We start from the raw sequence: 19485 nt of genomic DNA on the forward strand, positions 1-19485 counted from the left end.
ACAATCGCGGCTGCGGGCGACTACCAGCTGGCCTTGCGGCTGAACTCCCAGAGCTGCATGACCGTCTGCGGGTCGAGCGCCCGCTCGCCGCCGCTGATCTCCTCGGACGCCGCGACGTAGAGCTTGCCCTGCCACAGCGGCAGCAGCCGCACGTCGTCGACGAAGATCTCCTGGGCGCGCTCGAACTGCTGGATCACGGCGCCGCGGTCGCTCTCGCGCCGCGACTGCGGCAGCAGGTCGTCGGTGATCTCGGAGTTCTCGTAGGGGGTGCTGAGCGCGTTGTTCTTGCCGACGAAGGGGGCCACGAAGTTGTCCGGGTCCGGGAAGTCGGGGAACCAGCCACGGCCGAAGACCGGGTACTCGCCCTTCTGGTAGCCCGCCTGGAAGTCCTTCCAGGGCTTGCTCTTCAGGGTGATCCTGAAGAGGCCGGAGGCTTCGAGCTGGCGCTTGAGTTCCGCGAACTCGGCCACCGTGCCGGAGCCGTAACGGTCGGTCGTGAACCAGAGGGTCAGCGGCACGGGCGTGTCGATGCCGGCGTCCTGAAGGATGGAGCGCGCCTTGTCGACATCCGGGTCGCCGTACTTGTCGAAGAAGCTCGTGGCGTGCCCGGAGATGCCCTTGGGGACCATCGAGTACAGGGGCTCGGCCGTGCCCTGGTAGACCTTGGCCACCAGCGCGTCGCGGTCGACCACCTGGGCCACCGCCTGTCGCACGGGCAGCTTCGCCGCCGACGCGTCCTTGGGGTTGAACACCAGGTAGCGGATGTCGGCGCCGACGGTCTCGATCAGCTGAAGGTGGTCGTTCTCGTCCTTCTTCTGTTCGAGTTCGACGACTTCCTCCGAGGTCAGGCCTCGGTAGATGACGTCGATCTCCTTGTTCTTCAGGGCTCCGAACATCTTGTCGGAGTCCTGGAAGTACTGGATCCTGACGGCTTTGTTCTTGCGGTCGGCGAAGCCCTTGTAGCGAGTGTTCTCGGCCAGTTCGGCGTCGCTGCCCGCCGTGTACGACTCAAGCGTGTAGGGGCCGGATCCAGTCAGTTTTCCGTCATCCCTGAGCTTGCCCGCCGGGTACTCCGCCGGGTCGACGATGGACATGGCGGGGGCGGCGAGGACGAACGGGAACGTGGCGTCGGGCTTGTTCAGGTTGAACGTGACGGTCAGATCGCCGTCGGTGGTGACGCCGTCGAGGGACGCGAGGAGTCCGTTGGGACCGCCGTTCACGTTGATCTTCACGATACGGTCGAACGAGTGCTTGACGGCGTCGGCATCGAGCTTGTTGCCGTTGGAGAACGTCAGTCCTTCGCGCAGCTGGCAGCGGTAGACCTTGTTCGTCGAGTCCGTGAATTTGCAGTTGTCGGCGGCGTCGGGCTGTGGAGTCGTGCTGCCGGTGGGGAACGCGACCAGGGTCTGGAAGACGTTGCGGTACAGCTCCCAGGAGTTGTCCCACGCGGCGGCCGGGTCGAGCGTGCTCGGCTCACTGGTGGTGCCGATCGTGATCTTGCGATCCCCGTCGGCGCTGTCCGCCGAAAACAAGCCACATCCGGCCAGCAGGGATATGGACGCGAGGGCTGCAGTCGCCTGCAATCTGGTCCGGTTGAACACGTGCACGCTCCTTGTTCAGCCACGAGTCGGCCGACCATACCGCAGCGCCCCATCGGTTCAATATGCATGTCCGATGGGGCACTTGGAGCATTTGTACACAAAACGTGTCAGTGCACGCCGGCGTTGAGGAAAATTCCGCCGTCGACGACCAGCGTCTGCCCGGTGATCCAGTCCGACTGGTCGGACGTGAGGAACGCCGCCGCGCCGCCGACGTCCTCCGGTACCCCGAGGCGCCCCAGCGGGTAGGCGGCGGCGGCCTCGGCCTCCCGGCCCTCGTAGATCGCCTGCGCGAACTTGGTCTTGACCACAGCCGGCGCGATGGCGTTGACCCGCACGCCGGGCGCGAACTCATGGGCCAGCTGGAGGGTCAGATTGACCATCGCCGCCTTGCTCATCCCGTACGCGCCGATGAACGGCGAGGCGGACACCCCCGCGACCGACGCGATGTTCACGATCGCACCACCGTGGTCCTTCTGCCAGGCGCGCCAGGTCAGCTGGGCGAAGCCCAGGGCCGAGATGACGTTGGTCTCGTAGACCTTGCGCGCGACGTTGAGATCCAGATCGGCCATCGGGCCGAACACCGGATTCGTTCCCGCGTTGTTCACCAGATAGTCGACGCGGCCGAACTCCTCCATGACGCGGTCGACCGCGGCGGCCTGGTGGCTCTCGTCGTGCGCCTTGCCGGGGAAGCCGATCACGCGGTCCGCGCCCAGCCGCTCCACCGCCTCCTTGAGCGCGTCCTCGCCGCGTCCGGTGATGCACACCCGGTCGCCGCGGGCGACGAGCGCCTCGGCGATGCCGTATCCGATGCCCCGGCTGGCGCCCGTGATCAGCGCGACCTTGCCGCTGTCGGGCCGGCCGCTGTCCTTCGACTGCTGCGTCATGTCGCTCACTCTCCGGTTCAGTTGAGGGGTCCGCCGGCGACGTACAGCACCTGGCCGGAGACGAATCCGGCGTCCTCGCCCGTGAAGAAGGCGATCGCGTTCGCGATGTCGTCGGGGACACCGACCCGCTGGACCGGGATCTGGGTGGCCGCCGCCGCCTGGAAGTCCTCGAAGCCCATGCCGACGCGGGCAGCGGTCCCCGCGGTCATCTCGGTGACGATGAACCCGGGGGCGACGGCGTTCGCGGTGACGCCGAACTTGCCGAGTTCCTTGGCCAGGGTCTTGGTGAAGCCCTGGAGGCCGGCCTTGACCGCGGCGTAGTTGGCCTGGCCCCGGTTGCCGAGCGCCGAGCTGGAGGACAGGTTGACGATACGGCCGAACTTCGCGTCCACCATGTGCGCCTGGCAGGCGCGGGCCATCAGGAAGGCGCCCTTGAGGTGCACGTTCATCACGGTGTCCCAGTCGGACTCGCTCATCTTGAAGAGGAGGTTGTCGCGCAGCACGCCCGCGTTGTTGACGAGGATCGTGGGCGCGCCCAGCTCGGCGGCGACGCGCGCGACGGCGGCCTCCACCTGGGCGGCGTCGGAGACGTCACCGCCGACGGCGAGGGCCTTGCCGCCCGCCGCGGTGATGGTGCCGACGGTCTCCGCGCAGGCCGCCTCGTCCAGGTCGAGTACGGCGACGGCCCGGCCCTCGGCCGCGAGACGTACCGCGGTCGCGGCGCCAATGCCCCGCGCCGCCCCGGTCACGACGGCGACACGCTGCTCGGTGGTGGACATGCTGCTTCTCCTCGTCCTTGGATCGCGGCGTCCGGCGCGAGAGCACTGAGCGACCGCTTAGTATTCAGCTGCCGTGACGCTAGAAGCCCTGACACCCGGTGTCAACGGCCCACGGGGGCGCCGAACGTATGTCACACCGCGAACGCCCGCGCCGAGCGGGTCTTTCCGCAGGCCCTAGCGCACCAGCAGGTCGAGCAGCCGCTCGACCTCCGCCGCCGGGTCGAGCGTCAGCCCCGTGTGTACGGGTCCCGGCTGGACGACCGTCGAGCGGGGCGCGATCAGCCAGCGAAACCGTCTCCCCGCGTCGTCCCGCGCCGCCTGCCCCGCCGGATCCCCGCCCGCGCAGACGCCCTCGACGGCACGCAGCGCGGCCCGCACCCCCGCCACATCGGCGTCCGGCGCCAGCGCCGCGAGCCGGGTCTCGTCCAGGTGCGTACGGGCGGCCACGAACGACTTGGCGCGGCAGTAGACGAGCACGCCCGCGTTGATGAACTCCCCGCGCTCGACCCTCGGCACCACGCGCAGCGGCGCGTACTCGAACACATCGCGTCCGTTCATCGGCCCTCGCCTCCGCTGTTCTTCTTCGTGGGATGCGGCCAGGGCGTGACGTGTTCGGTCAGCCAACCGGGTGCCTGCGAGGGGCGCGTCCCGGTCGGCGCGTCGAGCGTGAGGCGTTCGTGGATGGTGGCCGCGCGCGGCAGCAGCGCCGCCACATAGGCGCGCCGCACCGCGTCGGTGGAGTCGAACCCCGGCTCGTCCACGAGCCATTCGTCCGGCACGTCGGCGGCGACCTCGGTCAGCAGCTCCTCAGTGACCAGCGGCGCGAGCTCCGCCGCGGCTGAGGTGATGTCGGGCCGGAACGGCGCGAGGACGTGGTCGGAAGCGTCGTACGGCTTCGCGGCGGAGGCCCGGGCCCCCGGCCAGTTGTGGTGCCAGATCATGGTGGCGCCGTGGTCGATGAGCCACGTGTCCCCGTGCCAGACAAGCATGTTGGGGTTGCGCCAGGACCGGTCGACGTTGTTGATGAGCGCGTCGAACCACACGATGCGGCCGGCCTCGGCCGGGCCCACCTCGTAGGCGAGCGGATCGAAGCCCAGCGATCCGGGCAGGAAGTCCATTCCGAGGTTCAGCCCGCCGCTCGCCTTCAACAGCTCCTGCACCTCCTGGTCGGGCTCCCCGAGTCCGATCACGGGATCGAGCTGCATGGTGACCAGCTCCGGCACCCGCAGCCCGAGCCGCCGCCCCAACTGCCCGCAGATGACCTCGGCGACGAGCGTCTTGCGGCCCTGTCCCGCACCGGTGAATTTCATGACATACGTACCGAGATCGTCGGCCTCGACGATCCCCGGCAGCGACCCGCCCTCACGCAGGGGCGTGACATAGCGGGTCGCGATGACCTCACTCAGCATTCTCCCGGGCCACCCAACTCGTCGCCTCGCACTTCACGGCCGACCCCCACCTGCTCGCGGCCTCCGGCATGAAGTGAACATAGTAACCGGGCGTGACAGCCAGACGTGCGGCGTCCCGGCCACCCGCGCCAATCGTCACCACGGCCTCTCCCGGGCCCCATTCGCCGTGAAGTGAGCGAGCCGCACTCCCGTGCGACAACGCGTCATTGAATCCCGATGGAAGCTCACCCACCCTTTTCGACACGACGAATCGGATTGCCGCCGGAACGGAACTTCTCGCGTACGTAAGGGAGTTCCCACTCAGGGAAGATGAGATCCCGCGCGATCCGCGCCGGCCGACGGCGGAGCTGCCCGGCGGAGCTGCCCGGCGGAGCTGCCCGGCGGGGAAACGACGCAGGTCATGGCCGAGGAGGGGCAGTTCCTCGCGTTCCCGGTGGCGGCGACCGGAGTGAGGGACGTGCCGGCGATCGGCACCTTCACCGGCCACAGCACCCTGCGCATGGCTCGCGCGCCTGCGCCGCATGGGAAACCGGTCACCCGCGACATGACTGGGCGGTGGCCCGAGATCGGTGCCTAGTATTGGCGGCGGGCCGACGTTTCCGGGCGAATCGACGTTCGTATCGGTATGGCGACCGAAATTCTTGAAGAAATGCTCGCCGGCGGTTGTTCGAGCAATTTCGGTCTCATCTTCATCGATGCCGACAAGGCGAATCATCCCCGCGGCATTACGAGCCGGCTCTGCGACTCGTGCGACCGGGCGGGCTCCGGGACGACCAGCGGGTCGACGTCCCCCTCCTCCCGGTGGCCGGCGGCATCACCCTGGTCCGCCTGAGGTGAGGTCCGGAGCGATGAGCCGGGCCGTCGTGGAGGCGTCCCGTCGCGCGGCGACGAGGTGCAGCGGTTGGACATCCTCGTCCGAACTGCCCGGGACCCCCGGGCCCGCCCCAACCAGCACCAGCGTCAACCGGCTGTAACCGAACGGCATATGACGCGTCAGGCAGTCCCGACCAAAACGCACCACTTCGGCATAAACCGCCACCTCCGGACACGAGGGGCGGAACACTCCGTGACCGACACCCGTACCGGCGGGCCCCCTCGGACAGACCGACCCCTCGCCGAAGAACTTCTGCGCGAAGCATTGACGAAACATGTGCGCGGTCCTAGCTTCATCGCGTCGTACTTCGTACGTCATATATGAGACGCGATACGCGAGATGTGAGAGCGCCCATGGCCTTCGCTCCGAGTCCGATTCCCTCCCGCACCCAGTTCGTTCTGGAAGCGATCAAACACGGCATCCTGACCGGTGGTCTCAGCCCCGGTCAGGCCCTGGTCGAGACCGAACTGGCCGCGCGGTTCGGGGTGTCGAAAACTCCGGTCCGAGAAGCACTCAAGACGCTGGCCGGTACCGGCCTCGTCGTGATGAGCCAGTTCAAGGGCGTCACCGTGCGCACCGTCGACGCGGCCATGGCCCACGAGGTCTACGACGTAAGGCTGTTGCTGGAGCCGGAGGCGCTACGGCGCTCGCTGGCCCGGCACGCCTCGCTGGACGCCGCCCGCGACGCCCTGCTCAGGGCCGACGAGGCCGTGGACCAGGCCGAACGGTCCCTCGCCAACCGGGCGTTCCACCGGGAGCTGTACCTCTCCTGCGGCAATCCGATGCTGACCCGGATGCTCGACGAGGTACGCGACCAGGCCGCTCTCGTCTCGACCGTCGCCTGGGCCGCCGACCCGTCCTGGACGCGGGAGGCCGACGAGCACCGGGAGATCCTGCGCCTCGCGCTGGCCGGTGACGCCGCCGGCGCCGCACTCGCCCTGCACGATCACATCGCCTCCTTCGTACGGCGGGCGTTCCCCGAGGGAGATCACCTATGACCAGCCGGACGACCAACCCTACGACCGGCCGTACGACCGGCCCCGGTCTCGACGCGTCGCGGGAAGCGCTCGCCGATGTCGTGGCGATCCCCGTCACGCCGTTCGCCGACGACGACACCATCGACACCAAGGCGCACCGGGCCCTGCTGCGCCGGCTGATCGACGGCGGGGTGCGCACGCTCACGCCGAACGGCAACACCGGTGAGTACTACGCCCTCAGCCCCGACGAGCGCCGTACGGTCACCGAACTGACCATCGAGGAGGCGGCCGGGCAGGCGACGATCGTGGTCGGCATCGGCCTTGAGGTGCCGACCGCCGTGGCCGCCGCCGAGCACGCCCGGCGGGCCGGGGCCGCGATGGTGATGGTGCACCAGCCGGTGCATCCGTACGTCTCGCAGGACGGCTGGATCGACTACCACCGCTCCATCGCCGAGGCGGTGCCGGAGCTGGGCGTCGTCCCGTACATCCGTGATCCGCGACTGCGCGGCGAGTCCCTCGCGGAGCTGGGACGGCTGTGCCCCAACGTCATCGGCGCGAAGTACGCCGTGCCGGACGCCGCGCGCTTCGCGGCCTTCGCGCGCGACGCGGGTCTGGAACGGTTCGTCTGGGTGGCGGGACTCGCCGAGTTGTACGCCCCCTCGTACTTCGCGGGCGGCGCCACGGGCTTCACCTCGGGGCTCGTCAATGTCGCCCCGGCCGTCTCGCTGGGCATGCTGGAGGCGCTTCGTGCCGGGGACTACGACACCGCCATGAAGGTCTTCGAGCGGATCCGGCCCTTCGAGGATCTGCGCGCGGCACGGCAGTCCGCCGACAACGTGACCGTCGTCAAGGAAGCGCTCGCCGCGCTGGGCCTCTGCCGGCGCGACGTACGCCCGCCGAGCCGCGTACTGCCCGAGCCGGCCCGTGCCGAGGTCGCCGCCCTGATCGCGGGGTGGCCGACATGACCGGACCCGGCAAGCCCGCCGGACCCGGCACGTCCGACAGGCCCACCCCACCCGACGCGCCGAGCACCGACGGGCGGCGCGCCCCCGAGGATCTGCGCAGCCACCAGTGGTACGGCACGGACGGGCTCCGCTCCTTCAGCCACCGGGCCCGCACCCGCCAGCTCGGCTACCTCCCCGAGGAACACCTCGGCAAGCCGGTCATCGCGATCCTCAACACCTGGTCCGACATCAACCCCTGCCACGTCCACCTGCGCGAACGCGCCCAGGCCGTCAAGCGCGGCGTCTGGCAGGCGGGCGGATTCCCGCTGGAGTTCCCGGTGTCGACGCTCTCCGAGACGTTCCAGAAGCCGACCCCGATGCTCTACCGCAACATGCTCGCGATGGAGACCGAGGAGCTGCTCCGCTCCTACCCCGTCGACGGCGCCGTCCTGATGGGCGGTTGCGACAAGACGACACCGGCTCTGCTGATGGGCGCCGCGTCCGTGGACCTGCCCACCGTCTTCGTGCCGGCCGGGCCGATGCTCCCCGGGCACTGGCGCGACAAGGTCCTCGGCTCCGGCACCGACATGTGGAAGTACTGGGACGACAAGCGCGCCGGGCTCATCGGCGACTGCGAGCTGGCCGAACTGGAGAACGGCCTGGCCCGCTCCCCCGGCCACTGCATGACCATGGGCACCGCGTCGACCCTGACGGCAGCCGCCGAGGCACTGGGCGTCACGGTCCCCGGAGCCTCCTCGATACCGGCCGTCGAATCCGGACACGAACGGATGGCGGCCGAGTCCGGACGGCGCGTCGTGGAGCTCGTATGGAGTGGTCTCACGCTCTCGAAGATCCTCACCGCCGACGCGTACGAGGACGCCGTCGCCACCGTCCTCGCGCTCGGCGGCTCCACCAACGCCGTCATCCACCTCATCGCGATGGCCGGCCGCTCCGGCATCACCCTCACCCTCGACGACTTCGACCGTGTCGCCCGGACCGTGCCCGTACTGGCCAACCTCCGGCCCGGCGGCGCGTTCCTGATGGAGGACTTCCACTTCGCCGGCGGACTGCCCGGCTTCCTGTCCCGGCTGACCGACGTACTGCATCTGGACCGCCCCACCGTCGCGCACGACACCCTGCGCGAACAGCTCCGCGGCGCCCGCGTCCACAACGACGACGTCATCCGACCGCGCGACAACCCCCTCGCCGACGAGGGCGGCGTCGCCGTGCTGCGCGGCAACCTGTGCCCGGACGGCGCCGTCATCAAGCACATCGCCGCCGAATCCCACCTGCTGCGCCACACCGGACCCGCCGTCGTCTTCGACGACTACCGGCAGCTCCAGAGCACCATCAACGACCCGGCGCTCGCCCTCACCCCCGACCATGTGCTGGTCCTGCGCAACGCCGGCCCCAAGGGCGGCCCCGGCATGCCCGAGTACGGCATGCTCCCGCTCCCCGACTACCTGCTCAAGCAGGGCGTGCGGGACATGGTCCGGCTCTCCGACGCCCGTATGAGCGGTACCAGTTACGGCGCGTGCGTGCTGCACATCGCGCCCGAGTCGTACGTCGGCGGGCCCCTCGCCCTCGTCCGCACCGGTGACCTCATCACCCTCGACGTCGAGGCCCGCAGCCTCCATCTCCATGTGAGCGACGAGGAGTTGACGAGCCGCCGGGCCGACTGGGAGCCACCGCCCGCCCGTTACCAGCGCGGCTACGGCGCCCTGTACCAGGACCAGATCACCCAGGCCGACACCGGCTGCGACTTCGCCTTCCTGGCCCGGCCCGGAGACGTACCCGATCCGTACGTCGGCTGAACCGGCGGGAACGCACGCCCTCTTCCACCGAAGGACCTCACCGCAGGACCTCACCGAAGGAACGGAGAACCGGTCATGGCCTCAGCTGTGGCGCAGGACTCGTCAGGCGCCCCGCCCGGGGCGCCGAAGAAGCCGGGATCCCGTACGACCCGCACCAGAGGCACGGGCATCTCACCACGCCGCCTCCCGTATCTGCTGATCGCCCCGGCCGTACTGCTGATGGTGGGCTTCATCGCCTATCCGATGCTCAGCGTCTTCTACTACAGCCTGCGGAACTACAACCCCACCAAGCCCTGGCGCAACGGCTTCGCGGGCCTCGACAACTTCAAGCGGATCCTCACCGACGACCCGCTGTTCTGGGACAGCCTCGTCTTCTCCGCCAAGTGGGTCTTCACCGAGGTCACGCTCCAGCTCGCCCTCGGCCTGATCCTCGCGCTCCTCGTCAACCAGACGTTCGTGGGCCGGGCCGCGGCCCGCGCGCTGGTCTTCTCGCCCTGGGCCGTCTCCGGCGTCCTCACGACCACCATCTGGCTGCTGCTCTACAACCCCTCGACGGGCGTGGGCCGTTATCTCGCCGACGCGGGCATCGGCACCTACGGCTCGTCCGTGCTCTCCGACACCGGCACGGTCTTCTGGGCCGCCGTACTGGCCGAACTCTGGCGCGGGGTGCCGTTCTTCGCGATCCTCATCCTCGCCGATCTCCAGTCCATCCCCGGGGACCTGTACGAGGCGGCGTCGGTCGACGGGGCGAACAGGTTCCGGCAGTTCTTCCACATCACGCTGCCCCATCTGCGGGACGCGATCGTCCTCTCCACGCTGCTGCGTGCCGTGTGGGAGTTCAACAACGTCGACCTGCTGCTCACCCTCACCAAGGGCGGTCCGGCGGGCGTCACCACCACGCTGCCGCTGTACGTCGCGGTCACCGGGTTCGAGGCGCACGACTTCGGCTACGCGACCGCGCTGACGACCGTCGCCTTCGGGATCCTCCTCTTCTGCTCGATTCTCTATCTGCGCCTGAGCAAGTTCGGAGGCGATCACAAGTGACCGCGGTCATGACCGAGAAGGGCACTCCCCCGGTGCCCGCGGGCGGCAGCCGTAAGCCACCCTCGGTAAGGAGGAAGCGGCGCGAGCGCGCCTTCGACGAGACACCCCGGTGGCAGATCTATGTGCCGCTCGGGCTGTATCTCCTCTTCACCCTTGTCCCCTTCTACTGGATGGTGCTGTTCTCGCTGCGGCCCGCCGGCTCCACGTCGCTGGTTCCGTGGCCGATGACCTTCGACCACTTCGAGAAGGTCTGGAACGACCGCAGCTTCTCCGTCTTCTTCCAGAACAGCGCGCTGATCGGCGTGTTCACCCTGATCTGCACGACGGGGGTCGCGCTGGCCGGCGGCTACGCCCTGGCGCGCTTCAACTTCCGTATCAAGCAGGGCTTCATGCTGGCGCTCCTGTGCTCGCAGTTCATCCCCGGCGCGCTGATGCTGGTGCCGCTCTTCCAGATCTTCAAGAACCTCTCGCTCATCAACTCCCCGCTGAGCGTGGTCATCGCGGAGACCGTCTTCCAACTGCCGCTCTCCATCATCCTGATCAGCGGCTTCATCAAGAACGTGCCGTACTCCCTGGAGGAGGCGGCCTGGGTCGACGGCTGTTCACGGCTCCAGGCCTTTCGCATCGTCGTACTGCCGATGCTGCGGCCCGGTCTGATCGCCGTCGGCTCCTTCGCCTTCGTCCACAGCTGGAACCACTTCCTCTTCGCCCTGATGTTCCTGATGGACCAGGACAAGCAGACGATCCCGGTCGGGCTCTCCACCCTGATCGGGGCGGACAGCGTCGACTTCGGCGCGCTGGCGGCGGGCGGTGTGATCTCCGCGGTACCGGTCGTCATCGTCTTCGCCTTCATACAGAAGTGGCTGATCACCGGCTTCAGCGCGGGGGCGGTGAAGGGATGAGCCTCCCCGTGGTGCTCGCCGGGGCACGTGGCCACGGCCGCACGCATCTGCGCAACATCCACCGGCTCGAACAGGCGGGCCTGGTACGGCTCGTGGGCGTCTGCGAGCTGACCCCGCTCTCCCCCGGGGAGCTGGCCGGTTTCGACGCCCCCGAGCAGTCGGCCGATCTCGGGGAGCTGCTGGACCGCACGGGGGCGGGGGCGGCCGTCATCTGCACCCCCATCCACACGCACACCGATCTCGCGCTCACCGCCGCCGCCCACGGGGTGCCCACCCTGCTGGAGAAACCGACCACCGCCTCGTACGCGGAGTACGAGCGGCTGCTCACCGGGCTGGCGGAGCGGGGCACGGCCTGCCAGATCGGGTTCCAGTCGCTGGGGTCCCATGCCCTGGACGCGATAAGGGAGTTGGTACGGGGCGGCGCGATCGGACAGCTCCGTGGGATCGGCGCCGCCGGGGCATGGGTGCGCGACCACGCCTACTACCGCCGCGTCCCCTGGGCCGGTCGACGCGCGCTGGACGGCCGGGACGTCGTGGACGGGGTGCTCACCAATCCGCTGGCGCACGCGGTCGCGACAGCCCTGCGCGTCGACGGCAGCGATCTGGCCGAGTCCCTGTCCTCGATCGAGCTGGAGCAGTTCCGGGCCAATGACATCGAGGCCGACGACACGAGCTGTCTGCGGCTGACGACAGCCGGAGCCACCCGGATCACGGTCGCCGTCACGCTGTGCGCGGAGCGGAATTCGGAGCCGTACGTCGTGATCCACGGCACCCGGGGCCGTATCACCTTCTGGTACAAGCAGGACAGGGTGCGGGTGGAGGCCGAGGGCCGGGAGCCGGCCGAGACGGTGTACGGGCGCACGGACCTGCTGGAGAATCTGGTCGCGCATCTGCGCGAGGGCGCGGACCTTCTCGTACCGCCGCACCGCACCGGCGCCTTCATGCGGATCCTGGAGGCCGTCAGGACGGCGCCGCTGCCCGCGCCGCTGCCCCCCGGCGCCTGGTACGACGCGCCCGGTGAAACGGGGCCGCGCCGGATCGTCAAGGGCGTCGACGCGCTGGTCGCGGAGAGCGCCGAGACGCTGGCCACGTTCTCGGAACTGGGCGCCGGCTGGGCCACGAGCGGGGCCGTGCAGCCGGACACGACGGTGCTGCGCTGCGACGGTCGCGCCGTGGCCGACTACGCGCACCGGCCGCGGCTGCCCGCGACGCTGTCCCCGCGCCCGTATCTGCACCCCGTACGGACCTTCGGCGGCCGGGTCGTCACCGAACTGCGGCCCGCCGACCACGCGCACCACCTCGGGGTCTCCGTCGCCGTCCCGGACGTGGCGGGCGTCAACTTCTGGGGCGGTCGCACCTACGTGCGCGACCAGGGCCCGGTGGCGCTCGACAACCACGGCGCGCAGGAGCACACGGGGTGGCTGCGGCGGGAGCCGGACGGCTGCGCGCAGGAGCTGTCCTGGACGCGGGAGGGACGCGAACTGCTCAAGGAGCGGCGCGCGTTCGGCACGCTCGCGCTCTCCGCCGACGCCTGGGTCCTGCACTTCACGTCAACGCTGACCAACGTGTCGGGCGAGGACCTGTCGATCGGGAGCCCGGCCACCAACGGGCGGCCGGGGGCGGGATACGGCGGGTTCTTCTGGCGCGCTCCCAAGGAGGACGCGGCGGCCCCCCGGCCCGAGGTGTTCACCGGGACCGCGAGCGGCGAGGACGCGGTGCACGGGACGACCGCGGAGTGGCTGGCGCTGGCGGGCCGGGACTGGACGCTCGTCTTCGCCGGGGCGGACGAGCGGACACGGCGGGACCCGTGGTTCGTACGCACCGGCCAGTACCCGGGCGTCGGCTCCTCGCTGGCCTGGGAGCGACGGCTGCCGCTGGCGGCGGGGGCCGGCGTCTCGCGGCGGATCCTCACGGTCGTCGCGGACGGCCGGCTCGACCGCCGGGCCGCGGCTGCCCTCGTCCGCAAGGCGGCCACCCACGACTTTCCCGACGTTCGTATCACCGGCTGACACGCACTGCCGGAATCACCCCTCGGAAAGACCCTCAGAGAGAAGAGCCGATCATGACAGTCCCGAAGGCGAACAGAGGGCGGACGGCCGCGGCCGTCTCCCTGACGACGGTACTCGCCCTGGCGGCCACCGCGTGTGGCGACGACGGCAGCGGCGGAAACGGAAGCGAAGGTTCCGGCAAGGGGGAGATCACCCTCTGGGACAACAACACGGGCGAGCGCCGGGACATCTGGGCGCAGATCATCAAGGACTTCGAGAAGCAGAACAAGGACATCAAGGTCAAGTACGTCGGGCTCCCCATCGACCAGGTCCAGCAGAAGTACGACACGGCGATCGACGGCGGCGGGCTGCCGGACGTGGGCGGCGTCGGCACCGCCTACCTCTCCAACCTCGTGGTCCGTGAGGTCCTGGAGCCGGTCGGCGACCGTATCGACGCCGGCCCGCTCAAGGGCAAGCTGGTCCCGTCGATGGTGGACAGCGTCAAGGCGGCGGGCGGTCGCGGCGACGCGATGTACTCGGTGCCGAGCTCCACCAACAACGGCACGCTGTGGTACCGGACGGATCTGTTCGCACAGGCGGGTCTTGAGCCGCCCGCCACCTGGCCGGCGTTCTACGAGGCCGCCGAGAAACTCACCAAGCCCGGGACGGACAGGTTCGGTTACACGATCCGCGGCGGCGCGGGGTCGATCGCCCCGGCGCTGGACGCCATGTACGGGCAGTCCGGCATCACGTCCTTCTGGAAGGGCGACACCACGACGGTCAACGACCCGAAGAACGTCGCGGCGCTGGAGAAGTACGTCGGCCTCTACAAGAAGGTGACGCCGTCCGCCGACGTCAACAACGACTTCATCAAGATGGTCGCCCAGTACGACAACGGCAGCATCGGCATGCTGATGCACAACCTCGCCTCGTACCAGGACCATGTGAAGTCGCTGGGCGAGGAGAAGTTCAAGGGCTTGCCCTATCCGGCGCGGGAGAACGGCGAACGGGTCCAGGTCTCCAACCCGGTGGACGGGCTCGGTCTCTTCAAGAACAGCGAGAACAAGGCGGCGGCCTGGAAGTTCATCGAGTTCGCCGCCTCCCACAAGTCCAACAGCGCGTGGAACGAGTCGGCGGGCTCCATACCGGCGAACACCGACGCGGCAGCCGACGCCTGGATCCAGAAGGCGGAGCCGACGGCTGCGGCGATGAAGGCGCTCAGCGACGGCTCGACGAAGATCGTCAACCTGCCCTACTACCTGCCCGACTGGAACACGATCAGCAAGTCCGGCAACGAGCCGAACTTCCAGAAGGTGCTGCTCGGTGACATGTCCGCCAAGGAGTTCGCGGACAAGGTCGCCGAGGAACTCAACGCCGCCCAGGCGGAGTGGAACGAGCAGATGAAGAAGTGACCCCGGGGCGCCGCCACCACCGGAGTCACCACCCGGGCCACCCGACCGGTTCCCCACCCCGACCGCCCGTACGCGCGAACGAGTGATCACTTGATGGGGTATCCGGCGGGCGGGAGCGCCGTCCACCAGGCACTCTGCTGTCAGGGCCGGGCATGAGGATGCCCGGCCGTGAGGCAGAGGGGTGGGGACCGTGGACTTACCGGAGGCCGTCCGGTTCTCCTGCTGGCCGGACTGGCGGATCTGGCGCTGAGCACGTGCGGGTCGGCGCTGAAGGCGGCGCGGGGTCTGCTGGGCCGTTCGGACGTCGGCGCCCTGGCGGCGCAGGGCGGCCGGGACCTCCAGGCTCGCGGCCGGCTGGCCCTCGACCGCCTCGGCACCGACAGCCTGGGCGCCGGCCTCCTCGGCGCCGGGGGCGAGGCGCACATGGAGGTGCTCGCGCGCCACGCACAGCGCCGGGCCGCCGCGGACTCCGCTGCCGGTGGCACCGGTGGCTGAGCCCTGCGAACAGACGGCGTTGAAGTCCCGCGTCGACCGGGAGCTGGAACGGTTCGTACGGACGGAGGCCGAGGCGCTGCTCGCGCTGGACGACGAACTGGCGCCCCTCGTCGACGTTCTGACGGCCGTGACCGCTCGCGGGAAACGGCTGCGCTCGGCGTTCTGCTACTGGGGCTGGCGGGCGGCGGGGCAGCCGGACAGCGACGCGATGGTCCGGGCGGCGGCGAGCATGGAGCTCGTCCACGCCGCCGCGGTGGTCCACGACGACATCATCGACGACAGCGCTCTGCGGCACGGCCTGCCGACCGTCCATGTGGCTCTGCGCGACGCGTTCCGGGACGGTTCGCGTCCCAAGGCGCGGGCGCGGTCGATGGCGATGCCGGCCGGAGACCTGCTGATGGCGTGGGCCGGCCAGATGTTCGCCGGGTGTGGTCTGCCCGCGGCCTATCACTACGCCATCCCGGAACAGCTCAAGAAGGACTACGGCCTCTCCTCCACCGTCCCGCACACTCGCCGCTGGACGCCCCCGGCCCCAGTCGTCTCCGGATGAACGGCAACTGATCCGCCTGGTCCTTCGTCTTGATGAACACGTCGAGCGAATGGGAAACCATGGTGGAGCAGGTGCGTGAGGACACGAAGGCGGACGCGCGGGACCGGCCCGCCTGGTGGGCCCGCAGGCGCGGACGGGTGCTCGCCGCGCTCGCGGTACTGACCGCCGCGCTGCTGGCGTTCCACCGGGCCGTGCCGAACTTCCCCGGCCGGCCGGGCAGTTCGCTGGAGGCGTTCCTGCCGTGGCTCGGCCTGGTGGTCGTGGCGCTGTTCGCTCTGGCACTGCTGCGCCGTTCGGCCGTCGCGCTGGTCGCCCTGCTGCTGCCGGTGGCGGCATGGACGTACCTCTTCGGCGGGCTGTTCCTGCCCGGTGCGCGGGCCGACACGTACGACCTGGTCGTCGTGCAGCACAACGTCAGCGACGAGAACACCGACCCGGCGGGCACGGCCCGTACCCTGGCGGACGCCGAGCCCGATCTCATCGCGCTGGAGGAGCTGGTGCCCCCGGCGCTGGCGGTCTACGAGCGGACCCTCGCCCCCGACTACCCGTACCACGCGGTCCGGGGCACCGTCGGGCTCTGGTCGAAGCATCCGCTCACCGGCACCCGGCTGTTGGACATCAGGCCCCGGGGGATCGCGGAGGGGTGGAGTCGCGGGCTGCGGACGGTGGTCGACACGCCGCACGGCGAGATCGCGGCGTACGTCGCGCACCTGCCCTCGATCCGCTTCGGGGCGAGCGGCCTCGCGTCGTCCTCGCGCGACGAGAGCGCCGCCCTGCTGGGCGGGGCCGTGGCCGCGGAGCGGACGGACACGGTGATCCTGCTGGGCGACCTCAACGGCACGGTGGACGACCGCGGTCTGGCGCCGCTGACCTCCCGGCTGAATGTGGCGGAACGGGGCTTCGCACTCAGCTTCCCCACCGCCTTCCCGCTGGCCCGTATCGACCAGGTGATGGCCCGCTCGGCGACCGTCGCCCACATCCGCACCCTGCCCGCGACCGGCAGCGACCACCTCCCGGTCGCCGCCGGGATCACGGGTCTGGGTACGGAACCCTAGGCCGTGTCTTCAAAGTCCCGCCTGGCCCGCGGCGGCTGGTACGGCACCTCGCCGCGTTGTCGGAGTCGGCGGCGGCGGCGGCGCGGAGTACGACGCCGGCTGAACACCCGGGAATCCGGCTCTCCCGCAGCCCGATGCCCTCGGAGAGTCCTTGAAACTTTGAGAGAGTCTTCCAGGGTTTGAACACCGCGTCCCAGCGGTGCGTACCCCTGAGGAACCGGCCGCCGGAGCCGGGCACGGACAGGGAGCAGACATGACGGGAACGCAGGGCACCGCGCCGACGGCCTCCGGCCGGACGGTGGCACGCCGTACGGTCGTCGCGGCGGCGGGCGCCGTCGGGCTCGGCGCGGCACTCGTCGCCTGCGGCTCGGACGACTCGGCGGACTCCTCCGCCGAGAAGCCGGCGGGCGACGACGGAGCGAACGGCGACGGCGGGTCCGGTGGACAGGGCGAGGCGCTCGCCAAGACCACCGACATCCCGGAGGGCGGCGGCAAGGTCTTCGAGGACAAGGGCGTCGTGATCACCCAGCCGACGGCCGGGGAGTTCAAGGCTTTCTCCTCGGTGTGCACCCACTCCGGATGCACGGTGGGGGACATCTCCAACGGCACCATCACCTGCCCCTGCCACGGCAGCCAGTTCGACGCGACGGACGGCAGCGTGAAGAAGGGCCCGGCCAACAAGCCACTGGGCGCCACGGCGATCACCGTCGAGGGGGACTCGATCTCACTCGCCTGACGGTTGGTCAGGCGTCTGGCGGACCGTCAGCCCCGCGCCGACGCGGCGGACTTCACCACCGACGCCGCTTCCTCAAGCGCCTCGACCGCCGCCCTGATCGACGGGCGGCGGTCGGCGTCCGCGCGCCACACCGCGTACACCTGCCGGAACATCTTCTGCCGTACGGGCACCACCACAACGCTCGCGGGCAGTTGGCCACGTCCCAGCCGCGGCGCGACGCAGACCCCCAATCCGCCGCCGACCAGCTCCAGTTGGGTGTGCTGCTCGCCGGCCATGTGCTCGATCCGCGGCTCGATCCCCTTCGAACGCAGCGTGAACACCAGCCACTCGTGGCAGAACTCGCCCGTGGGCCAGGACACCCACGAGTCGTGGGCGAACTCCTCCAGATCGACGTCCCGGCGGCCCGCCAGCGGGTGATCGGCCGGCATCGCCACATCGGCGGCGTCCTCCAGCAGCGACGCGGTCGCGAGCCCACCGGGCACCGGCAGCCGTTTGTTGTTCCAGTCGAGTACGACGGCGAGATCGAGATCGCCCCGCAGGACCTGTCGGATGGCGCTGTCCGGCTCCAACTCCAGTGAGCGCACCCGCAGATCGGGGTGCGCCTTGCGCAGTGAGGCGAGCGCGACGGGGAACAGACCGCGGGCCGCCGTGGGGAACGCGGAGAGCCGCACCTCGCCGACCGCCTGTCCACGCCGCGCCTCGATGTCCGACTGCGCGAGCTCCACCTGGGAGATGATCCGTGCGGCGTGGTCGGCGAGCAGCCGTCCCGCGTCGGTGAGCCGGACACCGCGCCCGTGCTTGGTGAGCAACTGCTGGCCGACCTCCCGCTCCAGCTTGGCCATCTGCTGCGAGACGGCCGACGTGGTCACATGGAGCCCGTCGGCGGCGCCGCTCACCGAGCCGTGCCGGGCGAGCGCGTCCAGGATCCGCAGCCTCTCCAGATTCAACATGTAAGCGATGCTACGCGAACGGGTCGAGATATTCTCGCTTGTCCTAAGAGGTCGCGACCCTCATCGTTGCACTATGAGCACAGCGACCCCGCCCCGCACCGGGCGCACCGGATCCTCGGCCACCCCGTCCCGCCGCCCCCCGATCGACTGGCGCATCCGGTTCGGCGTGCTCTCGCTGATCTGGGGCTTCAGCTTCCTGCTCATCAAGGTCGGCACCCAGAGCTACGCGCCGTTCCAGGTGACCTTCGGCCGGCTGTTCTTCGGTACGGCGGTCCTGGCCGTCGCGATAGCGGTACGGCGCGAGCGGCTGCCCCGGGGCCTGCGCACCTGGGGCCATCTCACGGTGGCGGCGTTCATCCTCAACGCCGTGCCGTTCTCGCTCTTCTCCTACGCCGAGCTGACCATCCCGTCGACGCTCGCGGGCATCTGCAACGCCACCTCTCCGCTGTGGGGCATGCTGCTCTCGCTCGTGGCGCTGTCCGAGGACCGCCCCACCCGGCGCCGGGTCGGCGGCCTGGGCCTCGGCTTCATCGGCGTACTGACCGTGCTCGGCGCCTGGCAGGGCTTCTCCGGGCTGGACTTCACCGGTACGGCCATGGCTCTGCTGGCCTCGCTCAGCTACGCCGTCGGCTGGGTCTATGTGCGCCGCACACTGGCGGGCAACGGCAGCTCGCACCTCTCGCTCACCGGGGCCCAGTTGTTCATGGCGACCCTGCAACTGGCCGTGGTCACACCGCTGTTCACCGATCTCCCGACGTCCTTCCCGGTGGTGCCGCTGCTCGCCGTGATCGCCCTCGGCAGCCTGGGAACGGGCCTGGCCCTGCTGATCCAGTACGGTCTCGTGGCCGAAGTGGGCCCGACGACCGGTCAGATGGTCACGTACTTCGTCCCCGTCATCGCGACGGCCGCCGGTGTGGCCGTCCTCAACGAGCCGCTGCACTGGAACACTCCGGTCGGCGCGGTCATCGTGCTCGTCGGCGCCGCGCTCACCCAGAACAGGAGCAGCGTCTCCCGCACGGCACGCGCGTACGAAGCGACGCCGAAGCCGCAGCAGAGCCCGGAGCAGAAGCC

Annotated in this window: 16 protein-coding genes and 4 pseudogenes; 14 read left to right on the top strand and 6 right to left on the bottom strand. The window is 70.0% G+C overall.

Annotated features, from left to right (window positions below; all coding sequences use genetic code 11):
- Positions 1–20: 20 nt before the first annotated feature.
- The 5 genes from P3L51_RS08380 to P3L51_RS08400 all read right to left on the bottom strand — a co-directional run bounded on the left by P3L51_RS08380 (position 21) and on the right by P3L51_RS08400 (position 4673).
- Positions 21–1601 carry an ABC transporter substrate-binding protein gene (locus P3L51_RS08380; protein ID WP_354604455.1) on the bottom strand — a complete coding sequence of 527 codons (1581 nt, stop codon included), beginning with the start codon at positions 1599–1601 and terminating at the stop codon, positions 21–23.
- 107 nt (positions 1602–1708) lie between these two features.
- On the bottom strand, positions 1709–2485 hold the full coding sequence (locus tag P3L51_RS08385; protein WP_354604456.1) for an SDR family oxidoreductase: 777 nt from the start codon (positions 2483–2485) through the stop codon (positions 1709–1711).
- A 17-nt stretch (positions 2486–2502) separates the two neighbouring features.
- On the bottom strand, positions 2503–3264 hold the full coding sequence (locus P3L51_RS08390) for an SDR family oxidoreductase (protein ID WP_354604457.1): 762 nt from the start codon (positions 3262–3264) through the stop codon (positions 2503–2505).
- Between the two features lie 174 nt (positions 3265–3438).
- A complete protein-coding gene (locus tag P3L51_RS08395) occupies positions 3439–3822 on the bottom strand; it encodes a DUF3037 domain-containing protein (protein WP_354604458.1) in 384 nt (127 codons plus the stop codon).
- Positions 3819–4673, bottom strand: a complete 855-nt coding sequence (locus tag P3L51_RS08400; RefSeq protein ID WP_354604459.1) for a HipA family kinase — start codon at positions 4671–4673, stop codon at positions 3819–3821. The genes P3L51_RS08395 and P3L51_RS08400 overlap by 4 nt, the downstream gene beginning before the upstream one ends.
- A 400-nt stretch (positions 4674–5073) precedes the next feature.
- On the opposite strand from P3L51_RS08400, the pseudogene P3L51_RS08405 reads away from it, so the two are divergent.
- From P3L51_RS08405 to P3L51_RS08465, 13 genes and pseudogenes are all read left to right on the top strand, one after another.
- Positions 5074–5505: pseudogene (locus P3L51_RS08405) on the top strand (class I SAM-dependent methyltransferase).
- A 395-nt stretch (positions 5506–5900) separates the two neighbouring features.
- Positions 5901–6545, top strand: a complete 645-nt coding sequence (locus P3L51_RS08410) for a GntR family transcriptional regulator (RefSeq protein WP_354604460.1) — start codon at positions 5901–5903, stop codon at positions 6543–6545.
- The gene (locus tag P3L51_RS08415; RefSeq protein WP_354604461.1) at positions 6542–7489 is read left to right on the top strand and encodes a dihydrodipicolinate synthase family protein; all 948 of its coding nucleotides are present in this window, start codon (positions 6542–6544) and stop codon (positions 7487–7489) included. Before P3L51_RS08410 ends, P3L51_RS08415 begins: the two co-directional genes overlap by 4 nt.
- On the top strand, positions 7486–9282 hold the full coding sequence (gene araD / locus P3L51_RS08420; RefSeq protein WP_354604462.1) for an L-arabinonate dehydratase: 1797 nt from the start codon (positions 7486–7488) through the stop codon (positions 9280–9282). The genes P3L51_RS08415 and araD overlap by 4 nt, the downstream gene beginning before the upstream one ends.
- Before the next feature lie 87 nt (positions 9283–9369).
- A complete protein-coding gene (locus P3L51_RS08425; RefSeq protein WP_435594406.1) occupies positions 9370–10326 on the top strand; it encodes a carbohydrate ABC transporter permease in 957 nt (318 codons plus the stop codon).
- A gap of 8 nt (positions 10327–10334) precedes the next feature.
- A complete protein-coding gene (locus tag P3L51_RS08430) occupies positions 10335–11228 on the top strand; it encodes a carbohydrate ABC transporter permease (protein WP_354604471.1) in 894 nt (297 codons plus the stop codon).
- Positions 11225–12367 (top strand): annotated as a pseudogene (locus P3L51_RS08435) (Gfo/Idh/MocA family protein); the annotation flags it as partial. The gene P3L51_RS08430 and the pseudogene P3L51_RS08435, both read left to right, overlap by 4 nt.
- A gap of 18 nt (positions 12368–12385) precedes the next feature.
- Positions 12386–13237, top strand: a pseudogene (locus P3L51_RS08440) (DUF6807 domain-containing protein); the annotation flags it as partial.
- 53 nt (positions 13238–13290) lie between these two features.
- Positions 13291–14628 carry an ABC transporter substrate-binding protein gene (locus P3L51_RS08445; RefSeq protein ID WP_354604464.1) on the top strand — a complete coding sequence of 446 codons (1338 nt, stop codon included), beginning with the start codon at positions 13291–13293 and terminating at the stop codon, positions 14626–14628.
- Positions 14629–14796: 168 nt separating this feature from the next.
- Complete coding sequence (locus P3L51_RS08450; RefSeq protein ID WP_354604465.1) at positions 14797–15123, top strand: polyprenyl synthetase; 327 nt, start codon at positions 14797–14799, stop codon at positions 15121–15123.
- Positions 15116–15571, top strand: a pseudogene (locus tag P3L51_RS08455) (polyprenyl synthetase family protein); the annotation flags it as partial. The gene P3L51_RS08450 and the pseudogene P3L51_RS08455, both read left to right, overlap by 8 nt.
- A gap of 161 nt (positions 15572–15732) precedes the next feature.
- On the top strand, positions 15733–16728 hold the full coding sequence (locus tag P3L51_RS08460) for an endonuclease/exonuclease/phosphatase family protein (protein WP_435594407.1): 996 nt from the start codon (positions 15733–15735) through the stop codon (positions 16726–16728).
- A gap of 253 nt (positions 16729–16981) precedes the next feature.
- Positions 16982–17464, top strand: coding sequence for a Rieske (2Fe-2S) protein (locus P3L51_RS08465; protein ID WP_354604466.1), 483 nt, complete (start codon positions 16982–16984; stop codon positions 17462–17464).
- Positions 17465–17490: 26 nt separating this feature from the next.
- Here P3L51_RS08465 and P3L51_RS08470 read toward each other — a convergent pair whose 3' ends face one another.
- On the bottom strand, positions 17491–18414 hold the full coding sequence (locus P3L51_RS08470; protein WP_354604467.1) for a LysR family transcriptional regulator: 924 nt from the start codon (positions 18412–18414) through the stop codon (positions 17491–17493).
- A 73-nt stretch (positions 18415–18487) separates the two neighbouring features.
- Between P3L51_RS08470 and P3L51_RS08475 the strand changes: the two genes are divergently transcribed.
- On the top strand, positions 18488–19485 hold a 998-nt coding region (locus tag P3L51_RS08475), incomplete at its 3' end, for a DMT family transporter (protein ID WP_354604468.1).

The sequence above is a fragment of the Streptomyces panacea genome (assembly GCF_040560175.1).
Classification (GTDB): Bacteria; Actinomycetota; Actinomycetes; order Streptomycetales; family Streptomycetaceae; genus Streptomyces; species Streptomyces panacea.

Coding starts and splice junctions, on each gene's coding strand:
- P3L51_RS08470 (WP_354604467.1), bottom strand. CDS start 18,414: ATGTTGAATCTGGAGAGGCTGCGGATCCTGGACGCGCTCGCCCGGCAC.
- P3L51_RS08400 (WP_354604459.1), bottom strand. CDS start 4,673: ATGCTGAGTGAGGTCATCGCGACCCGCTATGTCACGCCCCTGCGTGAG.
- P3L51_RS08385 (WP_354604456.1), bottom strand. CDS start 2,485: ATGACGCAGCAGTCGAAGGACAGCGGCCGGCCCGACAGCGGCAAGGTC.
- P3L51_RS08430 (WP_354604471.1), top strand. CDS start 10,335: ATGACCGAGAAGGGCACTCCCCCGGTGCCCGCGGGCGGCAGCCGTAAG.
- P3L51_RS08460 (WP_435594407.1), top strand. CDS start 15,733: ATGGTGGAGCAGGTGCGTGAGGACACGAAGGCGGACGCGCGGGACCGG.
- P3L51_RS08465 (WP_354604466.1), top strand. CDS start 16,982: ATGACGGGAACGCAGGGCACCGCGCCGACGGCCTCCGGCCGGACGGTG.
- P3L51_RS08390 (WP_354604457.1), bottom strand. CDS start 3,264: ATGTCCACCACCGAGCAGCGTGTCGCCGTCGTGACCGGGGCGGCGCGG.
- P3L51_RS08410 (WP_354604460.1), top strand. CDS start 5,901: ATGGCCTTCGCTCCGAGTCCGATTCCCTCCCGCACCCAGTTCGTTCTG.
- P3L51_RS08415 (WP_354604461.1), top strand. CDS start 6,542: ATGACCAGCCGGACGACCAACCCTACGACCGGCCGTACGACCGGCCCC.
- P3L51_RS08445 (WP_354604464.1), top strand. CDS start 13,291: ATGACAGTCCCGAAGGCGAACAGAGGGCGGACGGCCGCGGCCGTCTCC.
- araD (WP_354604462.1), top strand. CDS start 7,486: ATGACCGGACCCGGCAAGCCCGCCGGACCCGGCACGTCCGACAGGCCC.
- P3L51_RS08395 (WP_354604458.1), bottom strand. CDS start 3,822: ATGAACGGACGCGATGTGTTCGAGTACGCGCCGCTGCGCGTGGTGCCG.